15 protein-coding genes are annotated in these 13,761 nt (G+C 48.9%); 5 read left to right on the top strand and 10 right to left on the bottom strand.

Annotated features, from left to right (window positions below; translation table 11 throughout):
- Positions 1-12: 12 nt before the first annotated feature.
- Positions 13-285, top strand: coding sequence for a nucleoid-associated protein HU-alpha (gene hupA, locus BM082_RS18195; RefSeq protein ID WP_002542017.1), 273 nt, complete (start codon positions 13-15; stop codon positions 283-285).
- A 43-nt stretch (positions 286-328) separates the two neighbouring features.
- Entirely contained in the window at positions 329-1,012 is a 684-nt protein-coding gene (locus tag BM082_RS18190) for a DUF1481 domain-containing protein (protein ID WP_017007895.1), read from the top strand.
- Positions 1,013-1,133: 121 nt separating this feature from the next.
- On the opposite strand, the gene purD is transcribed toward BM082_RS18190, so the two are convergent.
- Positions 1,134-2,420, bottom strand: coding sequence for a phosphoribosylamine--glycine ligase (purD, locus tag BM082_RS18185; protein ID WP_017007894.1), 1,287 nt, complete (start codon positions 2,418-2,420; stop codon positions 1,134-1,136).
- A 125-nt stretch (positions 2,421-2,545) separates the two neighbouring features.
- Positions 2,546-4,138 carry a bifunctional phosphoribosylaminoimidazolecarboxamide formyltransferase/IMP cyclohydrolase gene (purH, locus tag BM082_RS18180; protein WP_017007893.1) on the bottom strand — a complete coding sequence of 531 codons (1,593 nt, stop codon included), beginning with the start codon at positions 4,136-4,138 and terminating at the stop codon, positions 2,546-2,548.
- 180 nt (positions 4,139-4,318) lie between these two features.
- Between purH and zntR the strand changes: the two genes are divergently transcribed.
- Positions 4,319-4,729, top strand: coding sequence for a Zn(2+)-responsive transcriptional regulator (gene zntR / locus BM082_RS18175; protein WP_074928066.1), 411 nt, complete (start codon positions 4,319-4,321; stop codon positions 4,727-4,729).
- A gap of 95 nt (positions 4,730-4,824) precedes the next feature.
- On the opposite strand, the gene tpx is transcribed toward zntR, so the two are convergent.
- On the bottom strand, positions 4,825-5,328 hold the full coding sequence (gene tpx / locus BM082_RS18170) for a thiol peroxidase (RefSeq protein WP_074928065.1): 504 nt from the start codon (positions 5,326-5,328) through the stop codon (positions 4,825-4,827).
- Positions 5,329-5,585: 257 nt separating this feature from the next.
- Between tpx and ppnP the strand changes: the two genes are divergently transcribed.
- On the top strand, positions 5,586-5,864 hold the full coding sequence (gene ppnP, locus BM082_RS18165) for a pyrimidine/purine nucleoside phosphorylase (RefSeq protein ID WP_017007890.1): 279 nt from the start codon (positions 5,586-5,588) through the stop codon (positions 5,862-5,864).
- 234 nt (positions 5,865-6,098) lie between these two features.
- A complete protein-coding gene (locus tag BM082_RS18160) occupies positions 6,099-6,401 on the top strand; it encodes a carboxymuconolactone decarboxylase family protein (RefSeq protein ID WP_017007889.1) in 303 nt (100 codons plus the stop codon).
- 93 nt (positions 6,402-6,494) lie between these two features.
- Here the strand turns inward: BM082_RS18160 and BM082_RS18155 are convergent, their stop codons facing one another.
- From BM082_RS18155 to accC, 7 genes are all read right to left on the bottom strand, one after another.
- Positions 6,495-7,658: a glycosyltransferase family 4 protein gene (locus tag BM082_RS18155; protein ID WP_017016958.1), complete on the bottom strand. Its 1,164-nt coding sequence runs from the start codon at positions 7,656-7,658 to the stop codon at positions 6,495-6,497.
- Positions 7,659-7,869: 211 nt separating this feature from the next.
- Positions 7,870-8,166, bottom strand: coding sequence for a DNA-binding transcriptional regulator Fis (gene fis, locus BM082_RS18150; protein ID WP_002542007.1), 297 nt, complete (start codon positions 8,164-8,166; stop codon positions 7,870-7,872).
- A gap of 23 nt (positions 8,167-8,189) precedes the next feature.
- On the bottom strand, positions 8,190-9,155 hold the full coding sequence (dusB, locus tag BM082_RS18145) for a tRNA dihydrouridine synthase DusB (protein WP_026024948.1): 966 nt from the start codon (positions 9,153-9,155) through the stop codon (positions 8,190-8,192).
- Positions 9,156-9,302: 147 nt separating this feature from the next.
- Positions 9,303-10,187, bottom strand: a complete 885-nt coding sequence (prmA, locus tag BM082_RS18140; protein ID WP_017014474.1) for a 50S ribosomal protein L11 methyltransferase — start codon at positions 10,185-10,187, stop codon at positions 9,303-9,305.
- Positions 10,188-10,360: 173 nt separating this feature from the next.
- Positions 10,361-11,818, bottom strand: coding sequence for a sodium/pantothenate symporter (gene panF / locus BM082_RS18135; protein ID WP_017014475.1), 1,458 nt, complete (start codon positions 11,816-11,818; stop codon positions 10,361-10,363).
- Complete coding sequence (locus BM082_RS18130; RefSeq protein WP_017007884.1) at positions 11,811-12,092, bottom strand: YhdT family protein; 282 nt, start codon at positions 12,090-12,092, stop codon at positions 11,811-11,813. Before BM082_RS18130 ends, panF begins: the two co-directional genes overlap by 8 nt.
- Positions 12,093-12,402: 310 nt before the next feature.
- Complete coding sequence (gene accC / locus BM082_RS18125) at positions 12,403-13,749, bottom strand: acetyl-CoA carboxylase biotin carboxylase subunit (protein WP_017007883.1); 1,347 nt, start codon at positions 13,747-13,749, stop codon at positions 12,403-12,405.
- Between the last annotated feature and the right edge of the window lie 12 nt (positions 13,750-13,761).

Raw genomic sequence — 13,761 nt, 5'->3', positions numbered from 1 at the left:
AGGGAAGACCTAATGAACAAAACCAACTTGATCGACCTGATTGCTGAAAAAGCGGACCTGTCTAAAGCTCAAGCAAAAGCTGCACTGGAAGCGACTCTTGCAGGCATCGAAGGTGCACTGAAAGATGGTGACCAGGTTCAACTGATCGGTTTCGGTACGTTTAAAGTTAACCACCGTGCTGCGCGCACTGGCCGTAACCCACAAACTGGTCAGGAAATTCAAATTGCAGCTGCAAACGTTCCTGCGTTTGTTGCGGGCAAAGCGCTTAAAGACGCAGTTAAGTAAGTTATACTCCGCCAAAACAAATTCCTTGTTTTGGCGGATATTTATGCACCGATCAGTAAAACCTCTCTTAATTCTCTTCACTGTTGCTTTGACGGGCTGTGGCTCGACAGAGAGTATTCAGCCTCCTACGCTTTCCCAAACCGCCATTGTCCAAGGTGATGCCACCAGTATTTATTGGTTGGATGAGCGACAAAGTTTTCCAGAAACCCTGACTGAAAAAGTCCTGCTGGGCGATTATGGTCAATACAGTTCAGAATACCGTTGGCGAAAAGGGGTCGTGCGTGAGATCCAGCGTGAAGGCGATGTGCTGATTGATGGCAAGCTAAAACATCAAGCTGTGCTCATTCGTTATGACTCAGAAGGCGAAGCGGTGTATCAGCAGTATCGTGTTGATGGTGATTTGCTGCCTCTAAGAACAACAGAACTTGTGCGTTACGCGCGCGAGGCCGAGCAAGCGCTAGCGAACACGCGTGAGCAAGTGAAGAAAAAGCAGACGTTCTTCCAAGGGTATTGGAGCGAAGGTGTGTTGGAAGCGTGCAACACAGGTAAAGAAAAGGCATTGACGTTTAACGTCTCTTTTCCTGACTACCTCTTTGAGCGTTTAAACAAAGAAGACAACTTCCTTGCCGCAGTGGGTAAAGTCGGTCGAAAAGAAAATACTGTCGACACGATTATCGCATTAGACAAAGACAGTGCAGATTGCTTTGAGCGTCCGAGCTTTAATTGACGGACATGCACTGATTACTGCGAACACCGTTAAGAGATCGTTCGACAGAAGCATTAAAAAACGCGCCAATCGGCGCGTTTTTGCTTTTCTTACTGAATGGCTCTGCTAACAAAGCAAGAAACTACTGTTTCTCGCGCGCTATTGCGCGGTAGCCGATGTCATCGCGGTGGAACATACCGTCCCAGCTAATTTGCGATGCAAGCGCGTATGCGCGCTGCTGAGCGTCTAATACGCTATCGCCCATCGCTGTTGCGCACAGCACACGACCGCCTGCAGTCACAACGTTACCGTCTTTCTCCGCTGTTCCTGCGTGGAAGACTTTCGCGCTGTCAGACGATTCAGCGGACAATCCTGAAATCACTTCGCCTTTGTTGTAAGACGCAGGGTATCCGCCTGCTGCCAGCACAACACCAATTGAAGCGCGTGGATCCCACTTAGATTCAACCGTATCAAGCTTGCCCGCAACAGCAGCTTGGCAAAGTGCAACCAAGTCAGATTGAAGACGTAGCATGATAGGTTGCGTTTCAGGGTCACCAAAGCGGCAGTTGTACTCGATCACTTTCGGTGTGCCGTCAGCCATAACCATCAAGCCTGCGTACAAGAACCCTGAGTAAGGGTTGCCTTCTGCAGCCATACCGCGAACGGTCGGGAAGATAACCTCGTTCATCACGCGGTCATGAATCTCAGGAGTAACAACCGGTGCAGGGCTATACGCACCCATGCCGCCAGTGTTTGGTCCTGTATCGCCGTTACCTACACGTTTGTGGTCTTGGCTGGTGGCCATTGGCAATACATTCTCGCCATCTACCATCACGATGAAGCTGGCTTCTTCGCCATCAAGGAATTCTTCAACCACCACACGGTGACCCGCTTCGCCAAATGCGTTGCCTGCCAGCATGTCACGGATAGCGTCTTCTGCTTCTTCCAAGGTCATGGCAACAATAACGCCCTTACCTGCGGCAAGACCGTCGGCTTTGACGACGATAGGTGCACCTTTTTCACGAACATAGGCCAATGCTGGCTCAATCTCGGTGAAGTTTTGGTAATCCGCAGAAGGAATCGCGTGGCGTGCCAAGAAATCTTTGGTGAAGGCTTTTGAGCCTTCAAGCTGCGCTGCAGCTTGTGTTGGGCCAAAGATGGCGAGGCTTTCTGCTTGGAAAGCGTCAACCACACCCAGTACCAAAGGTACTTCAGGGCCAACGATCGTCAATGCCACATTTTTTGATTTGGCAAAATCAACAAGAGCCGCAATATCTTCAACATCGATAGCGACATTTTCAAGCTTTGGTTCTAGCGCAGTGCCTGCGTTTCCTGGTGCAACAAAAACCGTTTCAACATTTGCAGATTGAGCGGCTTTCCATGCAAGTGCATGTTCACGACCACCGCCACCAATAACAAGGATGTTCATATTTTTGCGTTCCCTCTTTCTTTTAAGGCAATAGCGCGCTTAAAAGGGCAAAAACGTAAGTGTGGATAGATGCGCAGTCTCTTCGAGATACTGCGCATCGCGTGTTATTTATTAGTGACGGTCTCTTAGTGACGGAAGTGACGCATACCCGTGAAGACCATTGCCATGCCGTGCTCGTCAGCGGCAGCAACCACTTCGTCATCACGCATAGAACCACCTGGTTGAATCACACAGGTAATACCCGCTTCAGCGGCTGCATCAATACCATCACGGAACGGGAAGAAGGCATCTGAAGCCATTACGCTACCTGCCACTTCCAAATTCTCATCAGCGGCTTTAATGCCCGCAATTTTCGCAGAGTAAACGCGGCTCATTTGACCTGCGCCTACGCCGATGGTCATGTTGCCTTTTGCGTAGACGATCGCGTTTGATTTCACGTACTTCGCCACTTTCCAGCAGAACAGCGCGTCACGAAGTTCTTCTTCAGTCGGTTGACGTTTAGACACCACTTTCAAATCATCCAGTGACACCATGCCTTGGTCGCGGTCTTGCACCAACAAACCACCGTTAACGCGTTTCACGTCGAAGCCCGTGGTTTGTGTGCTCCATTGGCCACATACTAGAAGGCGAACGTTTTTCTTCGCGCTGACAACGTCAGAGGCTGCTGCAGAAACGGATGGTGCAATGATGACTTCTACAAACTGGCGGTCAACAATGGCTTGTGCGGTTTCCGCATCCAGTTCACGGTTAAAGGCGATAATGCCGCCAAATGCCGAGGTAGGGTCGGTTTTGTAAGCGCGATCGTACGCTTCAAGTAAGTTGTCGCCGAGCGCAACGCCACAAGGGTTTGCGTGCTTAACGATAACGCACGCGGGTTCAACGAACTCTTTCACACACTCAAGTGCGGCGTCGGTATCTGCGATGTTGTTGTAAGACAGCGCTTTACCTTGAAGCTGAGTCGCAGTAGAAACAGAGGCTTCTTCTGGGTTCGCTTCTGTGTAGAACGCAGCAGCTTGGTGGCTGTTCTCGCCATAACGCATGTCTTGTTTCTTGATGAACTGCTGGTTGAAGGTACGTGGGAACGCAGATTCTTCATCGCCTTCCTTGTTATCGCCGTACGATGGCACCATGGTACCGAAGTAGTTAGCGATCATGCCGTCGTACGCTGCTGTATGCTCGAAAGCAGAGATGGCTAAATCAAAGCGCGTTTTCAGTGTCAGAGAACCGCCGTTGGTTTCTAGTTCTGTCAGCACACGGCTATAATCAGATGCATTAACCACGATGGCGACATCTTTGTGGTTTTTAGCCGCAGAACGCACCATTGTTGGACCACCGATATCGATGTTCTCAACCGCATCTTCCAGTGTACAACCTTCTTTTGCGACGGTTTCTGCGAACGGATAAAGATTTACAACCACCATGTCGATAGGTGCAATACCGTGCTCGTTCATGATGTTGTCATCGGTGTCACGACGACCCAAAATGCCACCGTGTACTTTCGGATGCAGGGTCTTAACGCGTCCGTCCATCATCTCTGGAAAACCGGTATAATCTGAAACTTCAGTCACCGCGAGACCTTGTTCTGCCAGTAGGCGAGCAGTACCGCCGGTGGAGAGAATATCTACACCTTTTTCCGCGAGGGCCTTGGCAAATTCAACAATGCCAGTTTTGTCAGATACGCTAATCAATGCGCGACGAATAGGACGAGCGTTTTCCATTGCTACCATCTCTTTAACTGTGGGGATAGGATATTTGGCAAAATGGTCAATACGCGACCATTTTGCCAAAGACCCAGACACCGCGGTGTCTCATGTTGGAATGGCGCACATTCTAACCTAATTTAGTGACGCAATCGATTGCTTTTATGGTTTTGTCACGGAATACGGAAGAAATGATTCATGACGATGTTGCAGATTGGGCAGCTTGCTAAACGGGCGGGTGTGTCAGGGGATACGTTGCGTTTTTATGAGAAAGTGGGACTACTCCAACCCGCTTCGCGCAGTGACAGCGGCTATCGTCTTTATGATGAAGATGCCATATCGCGTATCCATTTTATATTAAAAGCAAAACGCATTGGCCTCACCCTCGAAGAGATTCAAGAATTGTTGGATATTCGTCTTGAAGCGAGCCAACACAGCTGTGCGGAAGTCAAAGGCATCACGCAGAAAAAACTGAACGAAATCGACCAGAAAATTGCCGAGCTTACGCAAATTCGCATGGCATTGAAAAAGCTCAACGATGCTTGTTGTGGTCACGTGGATGATGATGCGAGTCATTGCTCGATACTTGAAGCGTTAGCGGATGATTAACGGACTTCTCTTGTAACACCTTGAGGTTGTTTGAGGTGGCAATAAAAAAGCGAGCTCATTAAGCTCGCTTTTGTGTTGAATGCGTTAAAGCAACATTACGCAGACAGCGCCGCGAGTGCAGCGTCATAGTTTGGCTCATCACCCAGCTCGCCGACCAGCTCAACATAGGTAACTACACCACCTTCGTTCAACACCACGACAGCGCGCGCGGCTAAGTCACGTAGTGGTCCTTCAGCAATCAAAAGGCCGTAGTCTTTTAGAAACGCAGGGCTTCTAAACGTTGAAGCATGCTGAACGTTGTTCAAACCTTCTAGCTCGCAAAAACGGCTCACAGCAAACGGTAGATCGGCAGAGATGCACACCACTTTGGTATTGCTGGTGGAGGCCGCTTTTTCATTGAATGCACGCACGCTAGTCGCACACGTTGGTGTATCAATGCTTGGGAAAATGTTGAGCACGACTTTGTTGCCACGCAGACTTTCTAGTGTGAGATCAGACAGATCGCCTGCCGTCAGTGAAAAACCGGGTGCAGGGGCGCCCGTCGCAGGGAGTGAACCAGAGAGTGGAAGAGGCTGTCCGTGAAATGTAACTTGTGACATTGTGGGTTCCTTGTTAATGAAAACGCGCGTGACTGGTAAGTCTGGCACATGCAGCGAATACCACGTGTATAAAATATGTGATACAGCCTAAGACTCTGATTTGGTTCTCTTCGTCATGAGACCTAAATAGTGTTTGGGAACGTAAAAAGAGTGTGGTAGCGTCAAGGAAACCGAAAGGATACGTACCCTGAATAGCGCGCAGTGAAAAAACACACCTTGCCATCAGTGGGTACATCACAAGAGAAGTAAGGACAAAGATGTTAAAGGTTAACGAATATTTTGATGGTGGCGTGAAGTCCATCAGCTTTGAAAACAAAGGTCCATTGAGCGTAGGCGTAATGGAAGCGGGTGAGTACACGTTTGGTACTGCAGCACCAGAGCGCATGAAAGTGGTTAAAGGCGAGCTTACCGTTAAGCTTCCGGGCCACATCGAATGGGAAACCTTCGGCGCGGGTGATGACTTTGAAGTCCCTGGTGAGTCTTCTTTCCAAGTGAAAGTTGAACAAACTACTGCATACCTTTGTGAGTATCTGTAACGAGTGATCGCCTCATCGTTTAGGTGGTTGTTATCATGAAAGAAAAGCGCCTTTTAGGGCGCTTTTTTTGTCTTCATATTTTCTGCATACGTTAAATTCAGTAAAGGAATTGTTCTCCTACTGCACAGGTATTCTCCGTCGTCTTTTCGCTTTACCCCGATTAAATTGCCTTAGGTGAGTAGCCAATCCTGCTCTTAACACCCTACCGATAATAAAAACGTGGAGAAGTTACCAATGCATAATATGGACAACCTAAAGAAATTATCAAAACTGAAAGATCATGCGAAACCGGCGACGGATGGATTTTGGCAGTATGACAATGCCGCACTGGCGGATGGGGCAATCCCTAAAAAGTATAAGGAACTTATTGCTATTGCTGTGGGGTTAACAACGCAATGTGTCTATTGCATTGAGGCTCACAAGGGGGCCGCCTTGAAAGCGGGTGCAACGGCAGAAGAGTTTGCGGAAGTGGTGCATATTGCTGCCGCTATTCGCGCTGGTGGCGCGATAACACATGGTACGCACTTGTTTGATTAACAAAATAAGCGATGAAGTGAAAGCGCCGTTGCTGGCGCTTTTTTATGCTCAACCAGTGAGCGTCGGCTTCTACCTTAGGCAATCATTGTAGGGCTAAATGCCTCTCAAATAGATCTCTTCAAGCTTGTCTGCGTGCCCTTGCATCGAAAAATGCTCAACAGCGCGTAAATATCCTTCTTGTGCATTTTTCGCCATTAACGCGGGATCATCTAAGTACTGCTTCAGCCCTGCGGCAATAGACTGCGGATCTTGAGGTGCGCAATACACGCCTGTTTCTTCCAATATCTCAGGTAGCGCCCCTGTATTTGATGCCACGATGGCGCAATGCTGGGCCATGGCTTCAATCGCCGTTAAACCAAATGCTTCATTCCAATAGGGTAGACAGACAATCTGAATTTCTTCTAGCAGTGTTGGTACGTTTTTACGGTACCCAGCAAGATGCACGCGGTCTGCAAAAACGGAAGACTTGGCTTTCTCTTGCAGCTTGTTAGAAAAATCTTCATCTGCGCCTTCATCAGGGTTGAGCCCACCAATCAATACCAAGTGCGTATTGGGATAATCAGCCGCGATCAATTCAAACCCTGCCAGTAAATCAGCCTGACCTTTGCCATCACAAATACGGCCAACTGAACCGATAAAGGTGGTGTCATGAGAAAGACCGTATTCGTCCGCTAAAAGGTGGGGGCGATTTTCTTCATCGAAGGTTTTCTTCTCAATGTAGGTGCCTAGCCATAGCCTCTCGATTTTGTTTTCGACGACAGGGAGCGCTTTGATATTGCGTTGGTAGGTTTCGTTGCTGATTGAAAGCACCTGATCAACATGACCATATACCCAACGGTGGTAGATATCTTTTTTCGGGCGCTTAACGCCCATGTGCTCGGTAAACAGGGTATGCCGGCGAGTGAGAAGACTTAACAATGCTGAAATCAGGATATCGCCGGATTTGTGGCAATGGACGATCTGAACGTTGTTTGCTTTGAGCCATTTGTTGAGCGCGAAAAGTGTGGGGCCAAATAAGGCCGCTTTCTTTGGCACGGTAAACACGTCGATGCCCGCCTCTTTCATCGCATTGGCAACACGTGAGTTTTCTGATGCCAACCCGAATACGCGGTAGCCTTTGTCGATAAACTCTTTACCCATTCGTGAAGGGTACATTTCAAGCCCGCCCCAGCCTGTAGAAAGACAGATATGTAAGATGGCGGGTTTACCCTGGTTGCCCATCTTTTGGGTGTTGCTGGTGGCGTTGGTGTGCCCCATTTGTGTCTCTCCAATCATACGTAAAGGCCGAGCGATTTAGGGGAAGAGTATATACCCAAACCATATCAAAATGCAGGGTTCAGCGTTGCTCATCACGTCCAATTAGAAGAGAAAAATCAAAGAGAGAGTGGTGCTTTTCGGAGGGGAGAAACAACAAAGGCCAAACTTCAGAAGCTTGGCCTTTGTTTTAAAACTGTTTATATGGCCGAACTTAGTTCATGCCGTATTTTTTCAGTTTCTTACGCAGAGTACCACGGTTGATACCCATCATGGTTGCTGCGCGAGTTTGGTTACCGCGCGTGTACTGCATGATGGTGTCTAGCAGTGGCTGCTCAACTTCTGCCAGTACCAGCTCGTACAGGTCATTGACTTCCTGTCCATTCAACTGCGCTAGGTAGTTTTTCAGGGAGGCTTTTACTGAGTCACGCAGTGGCTTCTGGGTGATTTGATCTTGCGAAGTCACAGTAGTCACTGTCAATGCTTCTGAAGTCAGGTTTTGTTCGAACATACTCTGTCAGCTCTTCTCGTATTTTATGCAACGTTTACGAAATAATCTTGCAGCGCATCGATCTGCTGGTTGGCGTCTTCGATTGCGTTGAAAGTCCGGCGAAAATCGCCAATTACGTCATGTTCTTTCAGGTACCATCCCACGTGTTTACGTGCGATACGCAGTCCTTTGAGTTCACCATAAAACTGGTGCAGCTCTTGAACATGACCTAACAAAATTGCTTTTACTTCTTCCATTGGCGGAGCAGCAAGTTCTTCGCCAGTGTCGAGGTAGTGTTGGATTTCTCGGAAAATCCATGGACGCCCTTGTGCAGGGCGACCGATCATCAAGGCATCTGCACCTGTGTATTCCAGCACGTGTTTCGCTTTCTGAGGGGTATCAATATCTCCGTTGGCGATAACGGGAATAGAAATAGCCTCTTTAACGGCACGAATGCTGTCGTACTCAGCTTCCCCCTTATACATACAAGCGCGTGTACGACCGTGTAGGGCCAACGCTTGGATGCCGCAGTCTTCTGCCAGTTTGGCAATCTGGAGGCAATTTTTGTTCTCCGGATCCCATCCTGTCCGTGTTTTCAGGGTGACGGGAACATCAACCGCTGCAACAACTGCTTTCAGGATTTGCTCAATGATGTCAGGTCGGGTCAGCAATGCTGAACCAGCCAGTTTCTTATTGACCTTTTTTGCCGGGCAACCCATGTTGATATCGACGATCTGAGCGCCATTCTCAACACAGTAACGCGCGGCATCCGCCATCAATGTAGGTTCTGCACCAGCAATCTGAACAGAACGAATCCCTTTCTCATCGAGATGAACCATCCGGTTCATCGATTTGGCTGTGTGCCACATCGCTGGATTGGAAGACATCATTTCACTCACCGCCATACCTGCGCCGTGGCTAAGGCAGAGCTCGCGAAATGGCCTATCAGTTACGCCAGCCATAGGCGCCACGATAAGGGTGTTTTCCAGTTTGTATGGTCCGATCTGCAAGGGATTACCTTCTATGTCAGCAAGGGCGCGCATTTTACGCATTTTTTCCCAGTCTGAAAAGGCCAATATTTGAGCGTTTTATCTTGATTTTATAAAAAGCCATGTAATTCAATTTTTTAGTACAAAAATTGCTCAGTTATCACCGAGTTAGGCCTTTTGACCCGTAATACGGCACCATTCTTCTTTCACAATGATGTCGTCAATGGTCAATTCATCGCGATAACAGTCGGCTACTGACTCTGCTTGCGTATCTAAAACGCCTGACATGGCCAGTTTACCGTTCGGCATCATCAAGCTTTTGATCACTGGCGATAGCTCGCGTAATGGACCCGCAAGGATGTTTGCTACCACGAATTCTGCTTTCAGATTGTCTGGCTGATCTTGTGGAAGGTACAACTCAAGACGGTCAGCGACGCCATTACGCTCTGCATTGTCTTTTGATGCTTGCAGTGCTTGTGGGTCGATATCGATACCGATCACTTTCTCTGCACCCAGAAGAAGTGCAGCCAATGACAAAATGCCTGAACCACAACCGAAGTCGATCACAGTTTTGCCTGTGAGTTCTTGGCCATCTAGCCACTGTAAGCAAAGTGCGGTGGTTGGGTGTGTACCCGTACCAAACGCAAGGCCTGGATCGAGCATGATGTTCACCGCATTAGGATCGGGGGCATCACACCAGCTTGGGCAAACCCAAAGACGCTGACCAAATTGCATTGGCTTGAAATTGTCCATCCAAGCACGTTCCCAATCTTTATCTTCTAGCTGCTCTACCTTATAGGCAAAGTCGTTAGCAAGGAGTGGGCTTGCTTTTAGGATCGCCAGTACTGCGTCCATATCCGTTTCTGCATCGTAAAGCGCCAGAATATCGGTTTCACCCCACAGGCGAGTTTCACCTGGAAGAGGTTCAAAAACAGGCGTGTCTTTCGCGTCGAGGAAAGTGACAGACAACGCGCCCGCTTCGTCCATCAGCATGTCACCGATAGTTTCTGCGTTCTCGATGGTTGCATTCAGTTTGATTTGAATCCAAGGCATGGTTTCTTCGCTTATCGTTTAGCTATATTTTTAGGGGGCGGAGTCTAGCATAAAAAGTAGTCACTCGGGATAGGCAAGATATTCGTCATGGATAAGAAAAGCATAAAAAAACGGGTAGCAAGACTACCCGTTATTGGTTTTTAGCGTGATGTTGAACACGTGAGAGTCTTGATTTACACAGCGTTTGCGGTCTGAGGCTTCCTTGCTTGCAATAAGCTAACAGTAACAAAAGCAACAAGACTAATGAGAAGCGATGGCACAATGGCGTGTACGCCCGCCATATCCGGCTTGAAGGTAGACAGACCGGCATAGCTGCCCAGCCCTGTTAGCATTGAGGCCATCGCACCGCCAGAGGTTGCGCCTTTCCAATACAACCCCAGAACAAGTGGCCATAAGAACACAGCCTGCATACCACCAAACGCAAGCAGGTTGAGCCATATGATCATGTCTGGGGGATTGGTGGCTGCGACGAAGACCAGTAGAGAAAAAATACCCGTAACCCACAGAGACAGGGTTGGCAGTTTACGTTCTATTTCAGGCTGACGATCGGCATTCGGGTTGATGTAGTTCAGGTACAAGTCTTTGAGCAAGGTTGCCGATGCTTGAATCAGCTGTGAATCGATGGTGGACATGATCGCTGCCATGGGGCCCGCCAGGAACACCCCTGCAACCACAGGAGGAAGTACTGTCATCATCAAGGTGGGCATGATTTGGTCTGGGTTGGCCACATCGGGCACGATGGCTCTACCGAGCGCGCCAGCGAGGTGCATCCCGAGCATTAAGAATGCCACCATGGCGGTGCTGATCACCATGCCTTTGTGCAGTGAGCCGCTCGATTTATACGACATACAGCGCACAGCGGCGTGAGGCAGCCCGATAACCCCAAAACACACCAAGACCCAGAAACTGAGCATAAATGGCTGAGAGAGGAATTCATCAGGGCCATAAGGCGTGATCAGTGCGGGGTCGATGGCGTGCAGCTCTGTCATCATCTCACCAATGCTGCCACCTGCATGCACGATACCAACCAAGAGCGCAATGGTGCCGATTATCATCATGATGCCTTGCACGGTGTCGGTCATGACCACTGCGCGGAAGCCACCAATGGTGGTGTATATGCCGACCGTCAAGGCAAACAGCATCAATCCATGCATGTAAGACAACCCGGTGACGGTTTGCAGTAAGCGTGCGCCGCCGACGAATTGAACCACCATGGTGCCGAAAAAAGCCAGTAGGAGCGCGAGGGAAGCAAAAATGACCACGGCACGGTTCTTATATCGCGCATAGAGCATGTCATTGAGGGTCAGTGCGTTGTGACGACGAGACTCAATGGCGAATTTTTTACCGAGCACGCCCAAGGTAAGCCAAGCGGCAGGCAATTGAATCATCGCCAGCAACACCCAGCCTAACCCCATTTTGTACGCGGCTCCTGGGCCGCCAATGAACGAGCTGGCACTTGCGTAAGTGGCGGCTAAGGTCATCGCGAGTACAAAACCGCCCATGCTGCGGTTACCGAGCAGGTATTCGTTAAGAAAGCCTTGGCTCTTTTTACCTTCCCTGCGTGAATATATCGCCAATGCGAACACGGCCACCAAATACAAGACCATCGGAATGAGTAATTGACTATTCATTGGGCGTGTCCTGTTCGATATCGAGAGGCATATCTTTATAGAGGTACTTCACCATGAGGGCGCACAGTACGGTAAAGAGTAGAGGGCCGATAACACATGCCATGAGAAACCAAAGTGGCATGCCGAAATACAGCGTGGGAAGCGTTTGTTCAATGCCTTCAGGGGCCAGTCCATAAGCGGAGGCATACCACCAAACAAAATAAGCAATGGCGAGCGCAATGGCCCATTTCGCTTCTTTGTGCGCTTGGTGGTATCGGCTGCTAAGTGTCTTCATAAGACGTCTCCAAAACAGAAACGGTGGTTCCCAGTGTCTGTTTGCAACAATACAGTGTGAAGAAAAGGGGCACATTGTACTCCCAATCCCTTATCAGGTGCAGGGGTTAAGATGTGTGTCTGTCTTTATCAAAGAAGCGGCGGCCAGAAACGCCAGTGAGGTGAATGTGTTGGTGCTGAACAATGGCTAATGGGAATGTGTTAATGGCGAGGTGAGAGCAGTGATGGTGTTTGTTTTTAAAAGAAGCACAAAAAGAAAAGGCTGCATTACTGCAGCCTTTAGAGACATGAGGAATCTAAGTAATACGTGATTACTTATGAATACCCAATTTCTTTTCCAAGTAGTGGATGTTTGCGCCACCGTGTTGGAAGTTCTCGTCTTTCATGATTTCCAGCTGAAGTGGAATGTTGGTTTTGATGCCATCGATGATGGTTTCTTGCAACGCGTTACGCATGCGCGCAATAGCAACATCGCGGTTTTCACCAAAACAAATCAGCTTACCAATCATTGAATCGTAGTGCGGTGGTACGGTGTAGCCAGAGTAAATGTGCGATTCCCAACGCACACCCATGCCACCTGGCGCATGGAAACGCTCAATCTTGCCTGGACAAGGAAGGAAACGCTCTGGATCTTCCGCATTAATACGACACTCGATAGCATGGCCACGAATAACGATGTCGTCTTGCGTGAATGACAAAGGCTGGCCTGCAGCAATGCGCAGTTGCTCTTTAATCAGGTCAACGCCGGTCACCATTTCAGTGACTGGGTGTTCAACCTGAATACGGGTGTTCATTTCAATGAAGTAGAACTCACCGTTTTCATACAAGAATTCAAACGTACCCGCACCGCGGTAACCGATTTCGACACATGCACGGCAGCAACGCTCACCAATGTACTTGCGCATTTCTGCCGTAATACCTGGTGCTGGGGCTTCCTCAACCACTTTTTGGTGACGACGCTGCATTGAACAGTCACGTTCACCTAGGTGGATTGCTCCGCCTTGGCCATCAGCCAAAATTTGTACTTCAACGTGACGTGGGTTTTCAAGGAATTTCTCCATGTAAACAACGTCATTATTAAAGGCTGCTTTCGCTTCTGCACGGGTCATCGCGATAGAATTTGTGAGCTCTTCTTCCGAGCGAACCACGCGCATACCACGACCACCACCGCCACCAGACGCTTTGATGATGACGGGGTAACCGATGCGTTTTGCGAAGGTTTTGTTCTTGGCTTCATCGTCGTCCAAAGGACCATCAGAACCCGGAACACAAGGTACGCCTGCTTTTTTCATTGCATTGATGGCTGACACTTTGTCGCCCATCAAACGAATGGTTTCAGCGCGCGGGCCTACAAAAATAAAGCCAGATTGCTCAACTTGTTCAGCAAAGTCTGCGTTTTCCGAAAGGAAACCGTAGCCAGGGTGAATCGCAATAGCACCAGTGACTTCCGCTGCACTAATAATGCGCGGGATGTTTAGGTAACTCTCAACACTGGATGCTGGACCAATACAAACCGACTCATCGGCCAACAATACGTGTTTCAGATCGCGGTCCGCTGTTGAGTGGATCGCGACGGTTTTGATACCTAACTCTTTACACGCACGCAGAATGCGAAGTGCAATTTCACCGCGGTTAGCGATGACAATTTTATCTAACATAGCAGTCCTCGA

The organism is Enterovibrio norvegicus DSM 15893 (assembly GCF_900115495.1).
Lineage (GTDB): Bacteria > Pseudomonadota > Gammaproteobacteria > Enterobacterales > Vibrionaceae > Enterovibrio > Enterovibrio norvegicus.
Note: the sequence above shows the minus strand (reverse complement) of the source record. Positions and strands in the feature narration are given on the sequence as shown.

Bases quoted from the DNA above. Each gene is read 5' to 3' on its own strand.
- hupA (WP_002542017.1), top strand. From the start codon at position 13: ATGAACAAAACCAACTTGATCGACCTGATTGCTGAAAAAGCGGACCTG.
- fis (WP_002542007.1), bottom strand. From the start codon at position 8,166: ATGTTCGAACAAAACCTGACTTCAGAAGCATTGACAGTGACTACTGTG.
- purD (WP_017007894.1), bottom strand. From the start codon at position 2,420: ATGAACATCCTTGTTATTGGTGGCGGTGGTCGTGAACATGCACTTGCA.
- BM082_RS18155 (WP_017016958.1), bottom strand. From the start codon at position 7,658: ATGGGGCACACCAACGCCACCAGCAACACCCAAAAGATGGGCAACCAG.
- zntR (WP_074928066.1), top strand. From the start codon at position 4,319: ATGACGATGTTGCAGATTGGGCAGCTTGCTAAACGGGCGGGTGTGTCA.
- purH (WP_017007893.1), bottom strand. From the start codon at position 4,138: ATGGAAAACGCTCGTCCTATTCGTCGCGCATTGATTAGCGTATCTGAC.
- tpx (WP_074928065.1), bottom strand. From the start codon at position 5,328: ATGTCACAAGTTACATTTCACGGACAGCCTCTTCCACTCTCTGGTTCA.
- BM082_RS18190 (WP_017007895.1), top strand. From the start codon at position 329: ATGCACCGATCAGTAAAACCTCTCTTAATTCTCTTCACTGTTGCTTTG.
- panF (WP_017014475.1), bottom strand. From the start codon at position 11,818: ATGAATAGTCAATTACTCATTCCGATGGTCTTGTATTTGGTGGCCGTG.
- BM082_RS18160 (WP_017007889.1), top strand. From the start codon at position 6,099: ATGCATAATATGGACAACCTAAAGAAATTATCAAAACTGAAAGATCAT.
- prmA (WP_017014474.1), bottom strand. From the start codon at position 10,187: ATGCCTTGGATTCAAATCAAACTGAATGCAACCATCGAGAACGCAGAA.
- BM082_RS18130 (WP_017007884.1), bottom strand. From the start codon at position 12,092: ATGAAGACACTTAGCAGCCGATACCACCAAGCGCACAAAGAAGCGAAA.
- ppnP (WP_017007890.1), top strand. From the start codon at position 5,586: ATGTTAAAGGTTAACGAATATTTTGATGGTGGCGTGAAGTCCATCAGC.
- accC (WP_017007883.1), bottom strand. From the start codon at position 13,749: ATGTTAGATAAAATTGTCATCGCTAACCGCGGTGAAATTGCACTTCGC.